The sequence below is a fragment of the Bacillus cereus group sp. N12 genome (assembly GCF_016483575.1).
Taxonomy (GTDB): Bacteria; Bacillota; Bacilli; order Bacillales; family Bacillaceae_G; genus Bacillus_A; species Bacillus_A toyonensis.
Genome location: NZ_JAEHBO010000065.1, coordinates 15,446 through 30,403, shown reverse-complemented (window position 1 = coordinate 30,403; position 14,958 = coordinate 15,446). Strand labels below are relative to the sequence as shown.

Here is a 14,958-nt window from a genome sequence, read left to right as displayed (position 1 = left end):
TCTAGCTTCGTCGGCAGCGTCAGATGTGTATAAGAGACAGAAATTAAATATATAATTAGGAGTAGATATAATGCCAGAAACATTAGAACTCATTCTTTTCATACTTATAGCAATTAGTGCTGTAGGTTATCTAATAAAAGAAATTCAAAAACCTAAGAAAAGAACGCTTGGAATTTCACTAGAATTTTTAGTTTTTTTCTGGTCAATATGGAGAATATCGACTATCATAATTTAATTTATATAATCCCTCTCCTCTCGATAAACCTTACTATTCAATCAATACTGTAAACAACTCATTTCTTAAGCATATGTCTTTAATGGAGCAGCTACCTTTTGCTAGCTGCTCTTTTCTTTCTAACCATTATACACAAATTTTCATATAATATAGTCATTCCTTTCTTATAAATTAAGCTCGTCACTTCGGTTATAAAAATGGGATTATATCCTATAATTTTTTTTAGAATCATCCATAATTTATTTCTGAAAAAGTGCTTTGTTTTACTGAAAGGTGGTTGCGGAAACAACCGCCTTTTTATTTTCAAAAAAATCTAATTTCCAAAAAACTATCCACTGCTTTCTGGAACAGTTTTATAATTTCTAACCTGCTTCCTCGTTTCTAATTCAATATGTAATCTCTCGTTATTTTACTGTCACTTTATAAATAACCTTCTAATAAAAAGACCTCCACATATAGTATGTTGGGACTTATTCACGGATTATATATGAGAAATATTTTACGCTCATAGTGAAAAAATAAAAAGCGCAAAGAATAATTCCTTCCGCTTTTTATAACAATAAATACATTTCATATTGTGCTAAAGAATTCTTTTTAAACCCAGATTTCTTTAAAAACCCTTCCAGTAAACTGTTGTTTGGAAAACTAATAGATAAACTTGATAAATTCGATTCTACTCTTGCTACTTGTAATAATTTCATCCCAATCCCAATATTTCTATAATCTTTATCTACGAAAATATAACTAATTTTACCTTGTTCATTTACACATACAGAGCCTTTTAAATCATTATCAACATATGCACCGTAATACGTATTATTTGTTTTTTCAATGTAATCAATATCATTTTGCCAATTTATATGGAAGTTAAGCCATTTCTGAATTTCAAGTTTAAATGTTTGAAATTCTAATCTTTGTACTTCAATATTTTTATTATCTTTATTTGTTAATTTAGTTACATCATTTAAATTATAATAAGAAAGATCATACACTTTTTCATAACCTAATTTGTTATAAAATTGAATCGCCCTATCATTACCTACAATAACTTCAAGAAAAAGTTGCTGGCATTCATTTTGTATCGCTTCTTCTTTATGTAGCTCAAATAACTTTTGACTTACTCCAATGCCGCGAAACTCTGGATGAACAGCTAATGTTCCACAACGCATTGTTTTTATAGTTTCATAAACCTTTATACCACCAAGTATTATGCCAACAGATTTGTCACCATCTAAAGCAAGAAAAGAGTGTTCTAGCGAGTTACCTTCTGGTCCAAAAAATCTTTGTATAAAATCTTCTTTTGAAACATCCATTTTAATGATGTAATCTGAAAATCCATCCTTAAAAGCTCCATACACTAAATCTATACTTACTTCACTACATCTTTTATATTGAATCATATAAATATAATCCTCCACTTTGGCTTGTTATATACTACATTCAAATACATGAAATGAATTCCTTTCACCAGGATCTTTTAACTATTTATTATTTACTACAGTAATCTCATAAACACGTAAAAAAGCAATTAAATGCTCACATGCTCGTTCACATGCTAACATTTTAAAAACCTTTTGTTCTTCTTTCGTTTTATCATTCGCTTGATCTGAAGCAGCTTTTAAACATAAAAATGGTTTTTTATTTATATGACATACGTAAGCGAAAGCAGCGACTTCTTGATCAACCGCCAATGCTCCGTATACAGTATGCAGTAAATATCTCATTTCGGAACTACGAATACGCTGATCTCCAGATAAGAACGTACCGAAGTGAACTGGATCATAAGATCGTATTTTTTTTATTTTTCTTACAATTGACTTTGTTGTTTCAATAGGTGTTGTTCTACCATCATATAAATTAAAAACATCTTCCCCTGAACCAGCAGCAGTAACATCGTGTTGTATTGCATTAAGTGCTACTACAATGTGACCATTTTTTACCTTATTTGATAAACTTCCGCATATTCCTGTCATAAATAGCTCGTCCGGCTGAAACTCACTTATTAATAATTGTACACAACTAGCACAACTTACTTTGCCAACACCAGTTATTGCTGAAATAATTTCCAGGTCATTTATATAATGAAAATGAAATTCCCAAGCTGCTCTTTTTTCGATGCGTTCACTCGGATAATGTTGATGCAAATACGTAAGTTCTGGTTCCCATGCGGATACGATTGCGATACGTTTCATTACACACTTCACTTCCCCTACTGTCATTTAAATAAGCTATCTATACTTTCTCGTTCATAATCTGGAATCCACTCTTTGTATTTTTCATATAAGCCTCGTATTATTTCTTTATTCTTCGCAATGACTTCACATCCTCTATCATCATAAATAAACATGACAATATCTTTCGTTGCGTTAATGAGAAATACGTCTGGATAAAAAATCTCTTTTTTGCTTCCAAAACGAGGATAAAGATTTGGAAAATCCTCATGATTAACAGCTTGAATAAGTGGTTCATATTTAATATCTTCCGCAAGACATTTTAAAGAAAATTGAGATGTACAATATAAATCTGCTTCTTCATCTTTAAATAGAAAAGGTAACGTTTCTTGTCTTATACGAAACTTTAAACCTCTCTTTTTAATATATTTATTGTATATATTTATTTTCTGTGGAGTTTTTATATTTTCCTTTTTAAACCGATAAACATTTGCTACTACAAACACTACATCTTCTTTTAAAAATATATCTTCAAATAAGTATTTATTATATGTATATAGTTGAGAGAAGTATTCCATATTTAAATCGTCGGTTCCTTCTACAATTTGATATTTATCTTTCCCAAAATCAAAATGTAGATGATTTTCCCACTGAGAGTATATGGACGGTACTAACGTAACTCCTGGAAATGTTTGATTCATATATTCTTTTAACTGCATTTTCATATCCTTTCTACTCTACAAGTTCTTTTAAATACCAATAAGCTTCTTCTAGCCACGGATGTATAACTTTCAATGTATCTTTTCTTTCCCACAAATATGAAATATATACAAAAGCAGCATGTTCTAAAGATTTTTCTAATCCATTTTTTATATCTACTAAGTATGATGGTGTCCCATTTTGATCCCACTCTATTTTATCTGCAACAAATAACACTAAATCCATCTTCGTTGCATGTTTACGCAATGTTGTATGGCAACAAATTGCACCTAAAATCTCTTCATCTTCCACTTTAAATATCTCTCTTGTGATTACTTTCGATAGTTTTTGATGAATAATCATTGGAAATTTCCGTTCTTCTTGTAATATTTCGATTCCAACTGCTTCGGCAACTTTAATCCGGTCCTCATTCGGAAAGATTGCACTTATATCATGTAAATACCCTGCAATTTCTGCTTTTTCTTCATTTTCATGAAACATTATCGCTATTTTTCGCGCTTCATTTGCCACACGAATTGAATGATGATATGTAAATTCTTTATCGTACTTTAATAGAAACTCTTTTATAGAGTGTTCTATTTTCCCAGTTGGAGTAAATGAACATATTTTATTATATAACACGTTAATCTCCTCCTTATTACGTCCCTTCAATATAATAGGAAATTCAAATAATTCTTCTATTGTTAATTCGTTATGAATGCTTTAATTCCTTTTTAATACGTTACATGAAATTTTATGTAAAATCATTGCTACAAAGTACATAAATGTTTGTTATTATAGTAGTGTTGATGATTTGTAAGGAAAGGAACTAACTATATAATGAATAAAAGCATATTAATTATTGATGATGATAAAGATATTGTAGAGTTACTCGCTGTTTATTTACGAAATGAAGGATATAACATTTTTAAAGCTTATGACGGTGATGAAGCAATACAAATGATATCTGCATATGAAGTTGACCTCATGATTTTGGACATTATGATGCCAAAGCGAAATGGATTAGAAGTTTGTCAGGAAGTGCGTGAAAATAATACTGTACCTATCCTTATGCTGAGTGCAAAGGCTGAAGACATGGACAAAATATTAGGGCTTATGACAGGTGCAGATGATTATATGATTAAACCGTTTAATCCACTAGAATTAGTCGCTAGAGTGAAAGCTTTGCTGAGAAGATCCACTTTCCAAAACGCTGCTACTCAAAAGAAAGACGATGGTATCATCCGTATTCGAACAGCTGAAATCCATAAGCATAATCATACTGTTAAAGTAAATAATGAATATATTAAACTTACATCTATTGAATTTGATATTTTATATTTACTAGCGAGCAATACAGGAAGAGTATTTAGTTCCGAAGAAATATTCGAACGTGTTTGGAATGAAGATGGTTATGGCTCAAATAAAACTGTAATGGTTCATATTAGTAATTTACGGGATAAACTTGAAACAGTAATGAATGGAGAAAAATTTATTCATACTGTTTGGGGAGTAGGCTATAAAATTGAGAAATGAAGCATTTGATATTTTAAAAGATATCCCAAAATGGAAGATAATTTTTTGGTTTTTATTAGCTATCACTCTTACACCTATTACTGAATTAATTATATATCGCCTCATTACGAGTGTAATCGAGAGTTCACTTACTCTAACCGAACTCGGTAAAGAATTCATTCGGATTTTTGGTTATGAAAAGTATAAAGGGATTAAAGAATCTTTATGGATGATGATTGTTTCTTATTTATTTTTATTTTCTATTTTTTCATCCTATCTATATATTTTTTATCGTCACGAGAGAAAGCTTTACTATGAAACTTGTATTAAAAAAATGATAGAAGAGATTCGTTATATTGCAAATGGAAATTTCAATCATAAAGTTTCCATCGTAAATCATAATTATTTAGAAGAGTTAGCGACTGGGGTCAATCAAATTGTTGAACAATTAAAAGAGTCAATTGACGAAGAAAGACAGGCAGAACAAGCAAAAAGCGAACTAATTACAAATGTATCACATGATTTACGTACTCCCCTTACATCAATAGTTGGATACGTGAATTTAATCCATCATGATAATTATAGAGATGAAGTGGAATTACGTCATTACATACAAGTCATTTATGGTAAAGTAACACGTCTAAATGCATTAATGAATGACTTGTTTGAATACACCCGTGTTCAAAATAAAGAGTTAAGTTTATATTCTGCTCCCATTGATATTGTAGAGCTACTTGGACAATTAACTGTTCAATTCCGAATACAAGTGCAAGAAGCAAATATTGAATGCCGCCCTTCTTTCCCCTCTCAAAAACTCATGGTATTAGCTGATGGAGACAAATTAGTGCGTGTATTTGAAAATCTTATTATAAACGCTATCGCTTATGGAAACGAAGGTGGTTATATTGACCTTACCGCTTATGAAAGCAATAATATGATTACAATTGATATAACAAATTACGGACAACCTATTCCTAGTACAGATTTACCTCATATTTTTGAACGTTTTTATCGTGTTGAAAAATCACGTTCAACAAACACTGGTGGATCAGGACTCGGATTAGCAATTGCAAAAAGTATTGTCGAACTGCATAAAGGAACGATTGAAGTATATAGTGATGACAAGAAAACAACTTTCACTGTAAAACTACTACCATATAAAAATTAATACACCATAATTTTAGGTTCAATTTCTAATATGATAAGAAATTGAACCTTTTATTTTCCATCAATATCCAAAGTTTAATAATCTTTTATAATTCTTTAGAAATTCTTTACCTTTTCTTTCTTCCTAATTAAGCATTCCTTTTTACAATATTATTATTGATGTCATAGTAGGAGGATCGCTTATGCAATTCTTGAAAAAATTCACAATTTTATTATTATCTTTTATTATTACTGCACTTATCGTTTTATATTTTTATCTTTATGTAAATGGTCCAATTATTCAAGCTAAATCAGCTATTTTAATAGATGCTAATTCAGGTGAAGTTATTTATAAAAAAAATGAAGAAACCCCTATACAATCAGCTACTTTGTCTAAATTAATGACAGAGTATATCGTATTGGAACAACTGAATGACGGCAAAATACAGTTAGATGAATCCGTAAAAATAAGTAACGAATTAATCCAAGCGGAAACGACTCCTATGCAAGTAACAGCAAAGGATAAAACGACGGTTCGTGATTTACTTCATGCATTGCTTTTAACAGGAAATAATCGTTCTGCACTCGCACTGGCAGAACACATTGGTGGCAATGAAGATAACTTTACAACGTTAATGAATGAAAAAGCAAAACAGCTACAGTTATCACAGCCATCTCCTTTTCTAAACTCTACTGGAGCTAATCAAGATACAAATAAACAATCGAATACAACAGCGAAAGATGCAGCTAAACTAGCAACGCATTTAGTAAAAGATTTCCCTAATGTACTGAATATGACGAAACTAACCTCTTACCAATTTACCTTCAAAAATTTTCAAGTTTTCAACACAAATAAAATGATTTATTCCCTCAATGAAAACATTAAACTCCAAGGTGTTGATGGCTTGCAAACTAGTTTTTCAACTAACGGTAATAATAGTTTTGTCGGTACTGCAAAACTAGGAGATACTAGGCTTATTTCAGTAATATTAGAATCCGATGAAGAAAACACTACTTTTATTGAAACAAAAAAATTACTTCAGTACGGTTTTGAACCTTCCTCGTACTCTGCACTCCAAGCTTTTAAAGATACTCTTACATCTTGGGCAATATTGCTACAGTTTAAAAATTTAACCATACAAACGATGATGATCTTTTTCATTATTACAATTTTAATGTTTTTACATTTACGTCAAAGAAAATCCGAGGATTTCAACTAAGAAATCTTCTTACATATAAAAACCGACTTGCGTTTACAGTACAAGTCGGTTTTTACGTCTATAATCCTCTTCCAATTAAATTCGCTGAAACGGGCTGAAGATTTAACTCTCTTGCCCATATTGATAGCTGACCTATATGATGAATTTCATGTACGATAACATGTCGTAACACTTCACCATACTTGTACTCTTTATCCGTCCATGAAACTTTTAATATTTTATTCTCTAAGTCTTCTGTCCACGATTGTAAAAATCCCTCTAAATCCTTATTATACAAATGAGATAATGCTTTCACTTTTTGAATAGATTGATAATCCGTAAATTGCGGCTCATCTACTTCTTTTCCTTTCAAATCACAAATCCAGCTATACTCAACATCTACAATATGAAATAATGTTTCTAATATACTTCCAACACCACCAACACGTTTGCGAAGTAATTCTTCCACTGTAAGTTGTTCACACCACTTAAACCAATCTTCTCTTACTTGCCAGTTATATTGAAATACAGTGTACACAATTATCTCTCCCCTACCCCAAGTATCCACTTAACAGCACCTATAATATAATGTGGCTCATCCTTTTGAATATAGTGACCGCTATGTTCTGAAATTATAAATTTATTTTTACTGGATAATTGTAATAATTCTCTTTGTAATTGTAACCATTTCAGTTGTGCAGCTTGCGAATAAAAAGCTTTTTTACCAGCAGCTAGCACGACAAGGGGAATATCGCTCATTGATTTACAATGTCTATCTGCTTCACCTAGACTAAACATAAACTCTTCATATGAACTTTCATATGCAAATTGTTTATAGTAAGCTTCTTGAAATTCTGGAGACATGATGGGCAAAAATACTTCTTTATAATTTTCTGGTGTCGAATCAACCAAAACTGTTCCCAATATATCCTCGGGATAAAAAACCGTAAATAACCGTGCATTTATACCACCAAAAGAATACCCTACAAAAATATAAGGTGGCTTCAGTTCTAAAAGATTTAAACATGTTCTTAAATCTTTGACCATTTCAGAACTAATACGTTGCTTGGAACTCTTCCCACTTTTCCCTAATCCAGCTCGATCATATGTAAGTATTGTCCCAAATTCCGTCAGTCTTTCAGCAATATAATCCCATGCCTTTGAATAATCCCCGTAGCCTGATTCCATTATAATAACAGGCTACCACTTCTTTCCTTGGAATACTTTCGTATACATTTTAAAATCATCAACTTGTACATATTCCTCTATACATTTAACCATCGACAATCACTTCTCTTCGGTCAAGTTCCTCAACAACATGATTAATTATTTCACTTACAGAAAAAGATCCATCCAATACGATATCTGAATTCGGTTTAACAGTATGAATTGCCTCTAAATAAGCTTTTCTCGCATGTGCCATGTAATGTTTTAAATCATTATGTATTTCACTCATAGTATCTTCTTTAAAATCTCGTAAAATTCTTCTAGCCATTGCAATATCTAAAGGTGTGTCAATAAATATAGTTACATCAATGAACTGCCCCATTTCTCTATTTAAGTATGCAAAAGGATAATCTACAATAATATAGTCTAATTTACTATCTCGTATAAGATGCTGAATATCATGAATTAATGGTGTAAGTATCCACTCGTCATAATTCGCTCCATCATCAATCCATTTACAAATATCAGCAGGACAGTTATCAAAGTTATAACTATCAAAAAATAGCGCTTTTGAATTTGTTAACTCATGAGTTAAACTTTCTGTAATAGTAGTTTTACCTCCCCCTGAAACAGCTGCAATTGTGATTACTATAGTCTTTCTATTCATAATTTCCCACCAATCCCTTTTAATTAACATAATAAAATTATAAAAAACTATTATTTTTTATTATTCCATTCATATTCTAGCATACTCATTTCCCATAAATTCCAATACGTTTCTCCTACTTTTTTTGAATCTCTTAATAAACCTTCTTTTACAAATCCTATTTTTTCATAACAAGAAATGGCCGACGTATTAAAATCATACACGCCAAGAGTTACTCTATGTAGTTTTAATTCTTCAAACGCAATATGAAGTACTGCTTTCATCATATGTTTTCCTATTGAACGCCCTCTCATTTTCGTATTACCAACTAACACTTTTCCAATTCTCGCAGACTTATTTATATCGTCTATTTGACCAAGTGAAATATGACCAAGTACTTCTTCAGTCTTTTCATCTATTACTTTGAAAGCAAGTGTATTTGCACTTTCTATATATTTCTCTAATTGCTGTTCGTTTAAAGGATATGTAAATGCATTTCCTGACCACTGTATTAAAAATTGTTCGGAATGAATCCAACTTATTAATTGTTTGAAATCAGATCTTTTAAAGGGCACTAATTTAATCACTCTCATTCTCCTTTCGTACATCACTCTTTATAGCCTCAAACTTATTTCTATATAAAGAATATATTCTCCTTTTATACGAAATTAAAATAAAGCCATTCATCAGAATGGCTTTACAAACAAAGCATACTTATGCTTTATTTGCTACGTCAACACCATTAAAATTAAACTCTGCAGTAATCGTTGTAACAGGAGGGAAAATTGCTTCAATTTTGCAAATGGAGATAATTACTGCAACAGATCCAGGAATAGCTGCAAGCTTAACTACATCGCAACTTACAGACGCAACAGTACCTACATAAGTACGTCCCTCTGTATTAATTTGAACTGTTCGATTAATTAATTTCTTAAGCTCATCTCTAATTCCTTGTACACAAGAATTATCACATTTCTCATGCTTTTCCTTTTTACACTCTTCGAATATCTCCCAACAATCATCCTGTTTACATGTACATTTCTTTTTACAATTATTAAATCGAGAACCCAAAACCTCACCCCCTAATCCTTTCTATTAGTAAAGTATGTCCACTAGCTTAAAAGTGTACGAGGCAAACACATAGAAAGAAAAAAACAAACAATTGTACTAAACATTTTTTTCTTTATTAATTATAAAAACAATTCTTTAACAGTTAGCGGCTTGTTTAATGAGGGGACTTGGATTTAATTCTGCTGAATTTAAAGTTTAGATAACCTCTTTATCAAATGAATCTTTTTTTCTTTTAATAAGCCAGCTCCTTTAAGAGTTAGCTGTTTTTCCTATTACTTTACATATACATAGGCTTTGTTTGCAGTAATATAATATATTTTTTCTCTGCTGTTTTGAAATATACATTCAGAAAAACGTACTCCAAAATTAGATATTATTTATAATCAGAATGTTTTCTTCAACATGTGTTTATTGATAAATGTCATAACCAGTAATTCTCTCCACTATCTCTTGGAAATTAGCATAGTTTTTATGAATTCTATATGTAGTAGAAAGCACTCTATCATATAAAGATAAAATAATAGGTTTATAAACAAGCCATTTCTTCACTAAAACATAGAATGATAGTAATCCTATTTGAAGGGAGGTATAAAAAAATGTCCTGGAATAATGATTGCTGGAGTTCGAAGAAACGGCATTGTTGTGATGACTGGTGGAAGTCTAAAGAAAAGCATCATTGTGATGATGATTGGAGTTCTAAGGAAAAGCATTGTAATGATGATTGGTGGAAGTCTAAAGAAAAGCATCATTGTGATGATGATTGGAGTTCTAAACGAAATAAGTGTCGTTGTAAATGTTTCTTTATTTGTTGTCATTGTAAAAGAAAACATTGGTAAGATTTTAATGTCAACTTAACGGAAAGAATATGTCTTTTGGGATCGATAAATACTAGAATATAATATACAAAAAGCTGACTGAGTATAGTCGGCTTTTTGTATATTAACACGTAGAGATTTAGACTGGCATCTATAGTTACAAGTTGAGTGGAGTGTCGAAATATAAGCTGACTCTTATAAATCGACTTTGTAATTATTTCACATACACTTTATTTACAGTAGTAAGTTTTCCTTTTTGCTATGGTGCATTAAGTCCTGTAACACTTAATTTTGCATCAATAACAAACCCTCAACATACTCACTTAATCACTGCGACAACATAGGGTTTATCATTTCACGTTTACTATGAGTTACCCATATCTTATATTTTGTGTAACTAGCCCAAACGCTAAATCCCTTGTTATTCCTAGCATCATAACATTTTATCTTTCTAGTTACACAATGCATTAACAATGAGCAACTAGAAATTAGCATCCGTGTCATTCTTCTCTGTCTATCGCATGAGCTCTTCCATGTAACTAAAAAATACACCTTAAATGAGTGGTCCTTTATGTAAGTGAATAAAAAGATTACATTATCCCTCCAAATGTAATTGTTCCTAGTAAGCCTAATAAAACAAATCCTGTCAAACAAACAAAATCAGCAAGACAAATGGAAGACTGTGATAACGGAACAAATGACCTACTTGTATTAGATCCATAATGTTTTATTTTCTCATAATTTATTTCTAACATTACGTGTAGACATGATACACATTCTTCAGTTGTTTGAATAGATTCATCTTCTAATCGCTCCAATAACCTACTATTAAGAGCAAACGGAAGAGAATACTGCTTGTCTAATTTCATATTTTGGTACATTAATTGTAAACGAGATAACATATTATTTTTCTTTTTGTCAGACTTCACTTTACTTTTCATATTATTAAATTCATTTAATAACATCGTCAACTCATCTCTGCTGCCATATAAATCTTTAGCTATTCTTCTTTTTAGTTTGTACGAATAAATCATAGATTTAATCTCAATCATTGTATTACACTTCCTAATTAAATTTTATTTAACCCAATATGTTAAAAACAGTACTTTCAAATCCTATTAAAAATACACTTAAGTATCTTGATTTACTATCGATTAATATTACATTAACCTTACACAGTTGTAATAATTTCTTTAACACCCCTTCCGAACAAACATACGTTTCTTTTCGGTCAATTTTAATTCGGAAGTTAATTGCGTCATTTATAAAAACACCACTGATTTATTTTGTTAATTAAAAATAAAAAAGTGGACACCAAACTACAGAGCACTATAATAACGCCCTTTTTAGTTTGATGTCCACGGATTCTTCCAGTAGGACTAAATTTATAATTAGTATTATAGCCTTTTCTCATATTTTAGTATATTTCTCATTAGAAAAAGATTATTTTATATAGATTACTATAAGCATCCATAAAGCCAAAGCGCCAATGATAGCGAGCGCTATACGTGTAGTTAGTATCCTTAATTCAAAATCAGTTTTCTTGGAGGGTTCAGGATATACAATTATGTAAATTCCCTTTAATAATGCAAGCCATGCAATAACCGTTAGGAACCCCTGCCAGTTGAATGCCCATACATTATGTAGGATTACAGTGCCTAGCCCTAGGAAAATCGATAAAAAACCGTACATAATACCAAACCCTCTGTCTTCAACCACTAATTTTTTCAATTCACGTAATACCGATGGGCGTACGAAAAGTATTCCCGATACGATAACCGTGATCCATCCCCAAAATAATCCTAAAAAAGTGCTAGTTTCCATTTTTAGTTCACTCCCCTCAATTATTTATATTTCAGATATTGCTACCTTTAGAACAATTCCAACACCTATATATTGGCTATATTTTGCTCTTGATTCATACAAATATGGCATATTCAATACCTATCCTTAATCATCTCATTCTTCGTCATTATCTATCCGAATCAACCGAAGTCGCTTTGTACTATTCCCGCACACTTTTTCATAACTTGGAGCTATCATGCACTGGAGCCAATATAATGATTTATTTGCCTTTTCACTAACCTCTACAATTGTCCCCTCTGTAATAAAATGATCACCTTGATACAATGTATACTCGCTTATCCCATGGAATCATCATTATTCCCTTCCCTTTTAAAATAGCGTTTTTATTTCAAATGATACTCCTATTAATTTAAACGGATTTTTCAGTGTTTTTACCCAAAAATTCGTGATATCGTTAATTAGTCGAGTACTTCATTACTTGATGATTATCCTTAGGAGCCTCGCAGACAATCGGTGTTTCTTTTATGTAAATAAGGATTTTGTTTAAACTTTACGATATGCAACTATATTAAAATATCTTCTAAAATTCCCATTAAACATTTATAATACTTTTAAACGGTTTAAATTCTACAATCAGTAATGGAGGCATTTTAATGGGAAACATCCCAAAAGTATCATCACACCAATCAAATCCTAATATACCCTCACAGCAAGTGAACCCTAATACACAACAAGGTAATAGAAAAAAAACAAGACGTCGTATTATAACTACTTTGGCTATTATGGTACCTATAATTTTTGTCCTTCAATATTCTCTAAATAACCAACAAGAAATGATTAAAGAAAAACAAATCACGCTGAATACGGAACAACAAAAATTATCTTCTGTAAAGAAGGATGGCCATTCCCTTAAGAATGATGTTAAAGCTTTAACAAGTAGTGAAGAAGAAATTTTAAAATTCGCAAGGAAATTGTATGGATTTTCTAAACCGAATGAAACTATATTTCAAATAACTGAATAAAATTGCACTGCATTACCCAAAAGGCGATTTGAAGATAATCGCCTTTTTATATTTAATTTCTAAAGGAATCATACTACTCTCTCTTTCTATCAAATAACTATTTTGTTTAATTTATTAAAATACAACCGCTTGTCCATTTCACTTTGCTCTGTCAGTACATTTACTAATAGTAATACAATTTTTAGAGGTGCTAAATTATGGACGAGTTTTTATCTTTTGTTGCACATAATACCGGTTCTATTGGACCTACACTTCCACCTGTTCAACCCTTTCAATTCCCTACTGGTCCCACAGGTTCTACAGGAGCTACTGGTTCAACTGGACCAACCGGACCAACTGGTTCAACCGGACCAACTGGACCAACCGGACCAACTGGATCAACTGGATCAACTGGACCAACCGGACCAACTGGATCAACTGGACCAACTGGATTTAATCTTCCTGCTGGACCTGCATCTATTACCTTGACTTCTAACGAAACCACAGCATGTGTATCCACTCAAGGAAATAATACTTTATTTTTTTCGGGGCAAGTATTAGTAAACGGTAGTCCTACTCCAGGGGTCGTGGTCAGTTTTTCATTTAGTAACCCTTCTCTTGCTTTCATGGTTCCTCTTGCTGTCATTACCAATGCTTCAGGTAACTTTACCACTGTATTTCTAGCCGCTAATGGGCCTGGAACAGTAACCGTTACTGCTTCACTTCTTGATTCTCCTGGAACAATGGCTAGCGTCACTATTACCATTGTGAATTGTCCGTAATGGTTTTGTTTTTAAGGACTAAGCAGTTTCTGATAAGATGAGCACTGATTTACAGTGCTCTTTTTTATCATTGGGATGTTCTTTTTAAATGAAATTTCGAAACACCCTACTAAAATAACGCTTTTATTAATCACTAATGATCTTTATATTTCTTCAGCTTGTCATCACAGGTAATTTTTAAAAGTAGTTAACTTCTCAATGTAGTTTGTGTATATAATTCCATTCAAAGATACATAATACCCACGTAACTATTTAAAAACACTTCATTTTTATATCAAAGTTCAAAAAGGAGCTACATAACATGGATAAAAAAGATTTATTAAGTCAACAACTTGATCATGTATCATCTGATGCGCTGAATACTCCTAGTAAAGCCCAAGAGCAAATGCAAGAAACATCTCAGCAGGCACATAATTCAAACAAAAAGGGCAATACTCAATCTTTACATGTTGAAGATTTACCAAATTAAGACGTATATAGAATAACGAACAAATACTAAATTTTAAGGGGAAAAATTCTTAAGAACGAGTGAACTTAATTTTTTCCCTTTTCCTATTACATAACACTTTAATAGGAAATACGTACACATTTTTGACACATTCCCTATCACAATCTCCTGAAAATTCGTGATAATATTAATTTGTCGAATACGCCAAATTTCGACATTGCACGACAATACTATCTCCCTTAGTGAATCCCTGTCCC

At 31.5% G+C, this 14,958-nt stretch carries 21 protein-coding genes and 1 pseudogene; 8 read left to right on the top strand and 14 right to left on the bottom strand.

The window, feature by feature from the left end; all coding sequences use genetic code 11:
* Positions 1-70 precede the first annotated feature (70 nt).
* Positions 71-235 carry a hypothetical protein gene (locus JDS92_RS22960; protein ID WP_001115306.1) on the top strand — a complete coding sequence of 55 codons (165 nt, stop codon included), beginning with the start codon at positions 71-73 and terminating at the stop codon, positions 233-235.
* A gap of 551 nt (positions 236-786) precedes the next feature.
* Here JDS92_RS22960 and JDS92_RS22955 read toward each other — a convergent pair.
* The 4 genes from JDS92_RS22955 to yqeK all read right to left on the bottom strand — a co-directional run bounded on the left by JDS92_RS22955 (position 787) and on the right by yqeK (position 3,747).
* Positions 787-1,635 carry a GNAT family N-acetyltransferase gene (locus JDS92_RS22955; RefSeq protein ID WP_087969219.1) on the bottom strand — a complete coding sequence of 283 codons (849 nt, stop codon included), beginning with the start codon at positions 1,633-1,635 and terminating at the stop codon, positions 787-789.
* An 81-nt stretch (positions 1,636-1,716) separates the two neighbouring features.
* The gene (mtnN, locus tag JDS92_RS22950; RefSeq protein ID WP_140158459.1) at positions 1,717-2,454 is read right to left on the bottom strand and encodes a 5'-methylthioadenosine/S-adenosylhomocysteine nucleosidase; all 738 of its coding nucleotides are present in this window, start codon (positions 2,452-2,454) and stop codon (positions 1,717-1,719) included.
* Positions 2,451-3,125 (bottom strand): DUF3885 domain-containing protein, encoded by a 675-nt coding sequence (locus JDS92_RS22945; RefSeq protein ID WP_199632562.1) that lies wholly within the window; start codon positions 3,123-3,125, stop codon positions 2,451-2,453. The genes mtnN and JDS92_RS22945 overlap by 4 nt, the downstream gene beginning before the upstream one ends.
* 13 nt (positions 3,126-3,138) lie before the next feature.
* Complete coding sequence (gene yqeK, locus JDS92_RS22940; RefSeq protein WP_199632560.1) at positions 3,139-3,747, bottom strand: bis(5'-nucleosyl)-tetraphosphatase (symmetrical) YqeK; 609 nt, start codon at positions 3,745-3,747, stop codon at positions 3,139-3,141.
* A gap of 198 nt (positions 3,748-3,945) precedes the next feature.
* On the opposite strand from yqeK, the gene JDS92_RS22935 reads away from it, so the two are divergent.
* From JDS92_RS22935 to JDS92_RS22925, 3 genes are all read left to right on the top strand, one after another.
* Positions 3,946-4,641 carry a response regulator transcription factor gene (locus JDS92_RS22935; protein WP_001043192.1) on the top strand — a complete coding sequence of 232 codons (696 nt, stop codon included), beginning with the start codon at positions 3,946-3,948 and terminating at the stop codon, positions 4,639-4,641.
* A complete protein-coding gene (locus JDS92_RS22930) occupies positions 4,631-5,788 on the top strand; it encodes a sensor histidine kinase (protein WP_001243279.1) in 1,158 nt (385 codons plus the stop codon). Before JDS92_RS22935 ends, JDS92_RS22930 begins: the two co-directional genes overlap by 11 nt.
* Positions 5,789-5,969: 181 nt before the next feature.
* On the top strand, positions 5,970-6,986 hold the full coding sequence (locus JDS92_RS22925; RefSeq protein WP_199632559.1) for a D-alanyl-D-alanine carboxypeptidase family protein: 1,017 nt from the start codon (positions 5,970-5,972) through the stop codon (positions 6,984-6,986).
* A 58-nt stretch (positions 6,987-7,044) separates the two neighbouring features.
* Here JDS92_RS22925 and JDS92_RS22920 read toward each other — a convergent pair whose 3' ends face one another.
* The 5 genes from JDS92_RS22920 to JDS92_RS22900 all read right to left on the bottom strand — a co-directional run bounded on the left by JDS92_RS22920 (position 7,045) and on the right by JDS92_RS22900 (position 9,849).
* Complete coding sequence (locus JDS92_RS22920) at positions 7,045-7,503, bottom strand: DinB family protein (protein ID WP_199632558.1); 459 nt, start codon at positions 7,501-7,503, stop codon at positions 7,045-7,047.
* Between the two features lie 2 nt (positions 7,504-7,505).
* Positions 7,506-8,153, bottom strand: coding sequence for an alpha/beta fold hydrolase (locus JDS92_RS22915; protein WP_199632557.1), 648 nt, complete (start codon positions 8,151-8,153; stop codon positions 7,506-7,508).
* 85 nt (positions 8,154-8,238) lie between these two features.
* Positions 8,239-8,799, bottom strand: a complete 561-nt coding sequence (locus JDS92_RS22910; RefSeq protein ID WP_001080626.1) for a nucleoside/nucleotide kinase family protein — start codon at positions 8,797-8,799, stop codon at positions 8,239-8,241.
* Between the two features lie 50 nt (positions 8,800-8,849).
* Entirely contained in the window at positions 8,850-9,389 is a 540-nt protein-coding gene (locus JDS92_RS22905; protein WP_140158460.1) for a GNAT family N-acetyltransferase, read from the bottom strand.
* 103 nt (positions 9,390-9,492) lie between these two features.
* A complete protein-coding gene (locus tag JDS92_RS22900; RefSeq protein ID WP_000535570.1) occupies positions 9,493-9,849 on the bottom strand; it encodes a hypothetical protein in 357 nt (118 codons plus the stop codon).
* A gap of 576 nt (positions 9,850-10,425) precedes the next feature.
* Here JDS92_RS22900 and JDS92_RS22895 point away from each other — a divergent pair.
* Positions 10,426-10,704, top strand: coding sequence for a hypothetical protein (locus JDS92_RS22895; protein ID WP_176549963.1), 279 nt, complete (start codon positions 10,426-10,428; stop codon positions 10,702-10,704).
* Between the two features lie 550 nt (positions 10,705-11,254).
* Here the strand turns inward: JDS92_RS22895 and JDS92_RS22890 are convergent.
* From JDS92_RS22890 to JDS92_RS22880, 3 genes are all read right to left on the bottom strand, one after another.
* Entirely contained in the window at positions 11,255-11,716 is a 462-nt protein-coding gene (locus tag JDS92_RS22890; protein ID WP_000569865.1) for a hypothetical protein, read from the bottom strand.
* Positions 11,717-12,107: 391 nt separating this feature from the next.
* Entirely contained in the window at positions 12,108-12,488 is a 381-nt protein-coding gene (locus JDS92_RS22885) for a hypothetical protein (RefSeq protein WP_000450240.1), read from the bottom strand.
* Positions 12,489-12,623: 135 nt separating this feature from the next.
* Entirely contained in the window at positions 12,624-12,794 is a 171-nt protein-coding gene (locus JDS92_RS22880; protein WP_002060404.1) for a hypothetical protein, read from the bottom strand.
* A gap of 329 nt (positions 12,795-13,123) precedes the next feature.
* On the opposite strand from JDS92_RS22880, the gene JDS92_RS22875 reads away from it, so the two are divergent.
* Together JDS92_RS22875 and JDS92_RS31280 are read left to right on the top strand one after the other, a co-directional pair.
* Positions 13,124-13,492, top strand: a complete 369-nt coding sequence (locus JDS92_RS22875) for an FtsB family cell division protein (RefSeq protein ID WP_000526884.1) — start codon at positions 13,124-13,126, stop codon at positions 13,490-13,492.
* Positions 13,493-13,689: 197 nt separating this feature from the next.
* Positions 13,690-13,746: pseudogene (locus JDS92_RS31280) on the top strand (exosporium leader peptide-containing protein); the annotation flags it as partial.
* A 17-nt stretch (positions 13,747-13,763) separates the two neighbouring features.
* On the opposite strand, the gene JDS92_RS31435 reads toward JDS92_RS31280, so the two are convergent.
* Positions 13,764-13,976, bottom strand: a complete 213-nt coding sequence (locus tag JDS92_RS31435; RefSeq protein ID WP_307838339.1) for a hypothetical protein — start codon at positions 13,974-13,976, stop codon at positions 13,764-13,766.
* Positions 13,977-13,991: 15 nt separating this feature from the next.
* The gene (locus tag JDS92_RS31025) at positions 13,992-14,237 is read right to left on the bottom strand and encodes a hypothetical protein (protein WP_242476024.1); all 246 of its coding nucleotides are present in this window, start codon (positions 14,235-14,237) and stop codon (positions 13,992-13,994) included.
* Positions 14,238-14,554: 317 nt separating this feature from the next.
* On the opposite strand from JDS92_RS31025, the gene JDS92_RS22865 reads away from it, so the two are divergent.
* Entirely contained in the window at positions 14,555-14,722 is a 168-nt protein-coding gene (locus tag JDS92_RS22865) for a hypothetical protein (protein WP_000358201.1), read from the top strand.
* Positions 14,723-14,958 lie beyond the last annotated feature (236 nt).

What these genes read in the sequence shown, in the direction of transcription:
- JDS92_RS22960 (WP_001115306.1), top strand. Translation starts at nt 71, where the DNA reads ATGCCAGAAACATTAGAACTCATTCTTTTCATACTTATAGCAATTAGT.
- JDS92_RS22955 (WP_087969219.1), bottom strand. Translation starts at nt 1,635, where the DNA reads ATGATTCAATATAAAAGATGTAGTGAAGTAAGTATAGATTTAGTGTAT.
- mtnN (WP_140158459.1), bottom strand. Translation starts at nt 2,454, where the DNA reads ATGACAGTAGGGGAAGTGAAGTGTGTAATGAAACGTATCGCAATCGTA.
- JDS92_RS22945 (WP_199632562.1), bottom strand. Translation starts at nt 3,125, where the DNA reads ATGCAGTTAAAAGAATATATGAATCAAACATTTCCAGGAGTTACGTTA.
- JDS92_RS22935 (WP_001043192.1), top strand. Translation starts at nt 3,946, where the DNA reads ATGAATAAAAGCATATTAATTATTGATGATGATAAAGATATTGTAGAG.
- JDS92_RS22925 (WP_199632559.1), top strand. Translation starts at nt 5,970, where the DNA reads ATGCAATTCTTGAAAAAATTCACAATTTTATTATTATCTTTTATTATT.
- JDS92_RS22915 (WP_199632557.1), bottom strand. Translation starts at nt 8,153, where the DNA reads ATGGAATCAGGCTACGGGGATTATTCAAAGGCATGGGATTATATTGCT.
- JDS92_RS22910 (WP_001080626.1), bottom strand. Translation starts at nt 8,799, where the DNA reads ATGAATAGAAAGACTATAGTAATCACAATTGCAGCTGTTTCAGGGGGA.
- JDS92_RS22890 (WP_000569865.1), bottom strand. Translation starts at nt 11,716, where the DNA reads ATGATTGAGATTAAATCTATGATTTATTCGTACAAACTAAAAAGAAGA.
- JDS92_RS22885 (WP_000450240.1), bottom strand. Translation starts at nt 12,488, where the DNA reads ATGGAAACTAGCACTTTTTTAGGATTATTTTGGGGATGGATCACGGTT.
- JDS92_RS22875 (WP_000526884.1), top strand. Translation starts at nt 13,124, where the DNA reads ATGGGAAACATCCCAAAAGTATCATCACACCAATCAAATCCTAATATA.
- JDS92_RS31025 (WP_242476024.1), bottom strand. Translation starts at nt 14,237, where the DNA reads ATGGTAATAGTGACGCTAGCCATTGTTCCAGGAGAATCAAGAAGTGAA.
- JDS92_RS22865 (WP_000358201.1), top strand. Translation starts at nt 14,555, where the DNA reads ATGGATAAAAAAGATTTATTAAGTCAACAACTTGATCATGTATCATCT.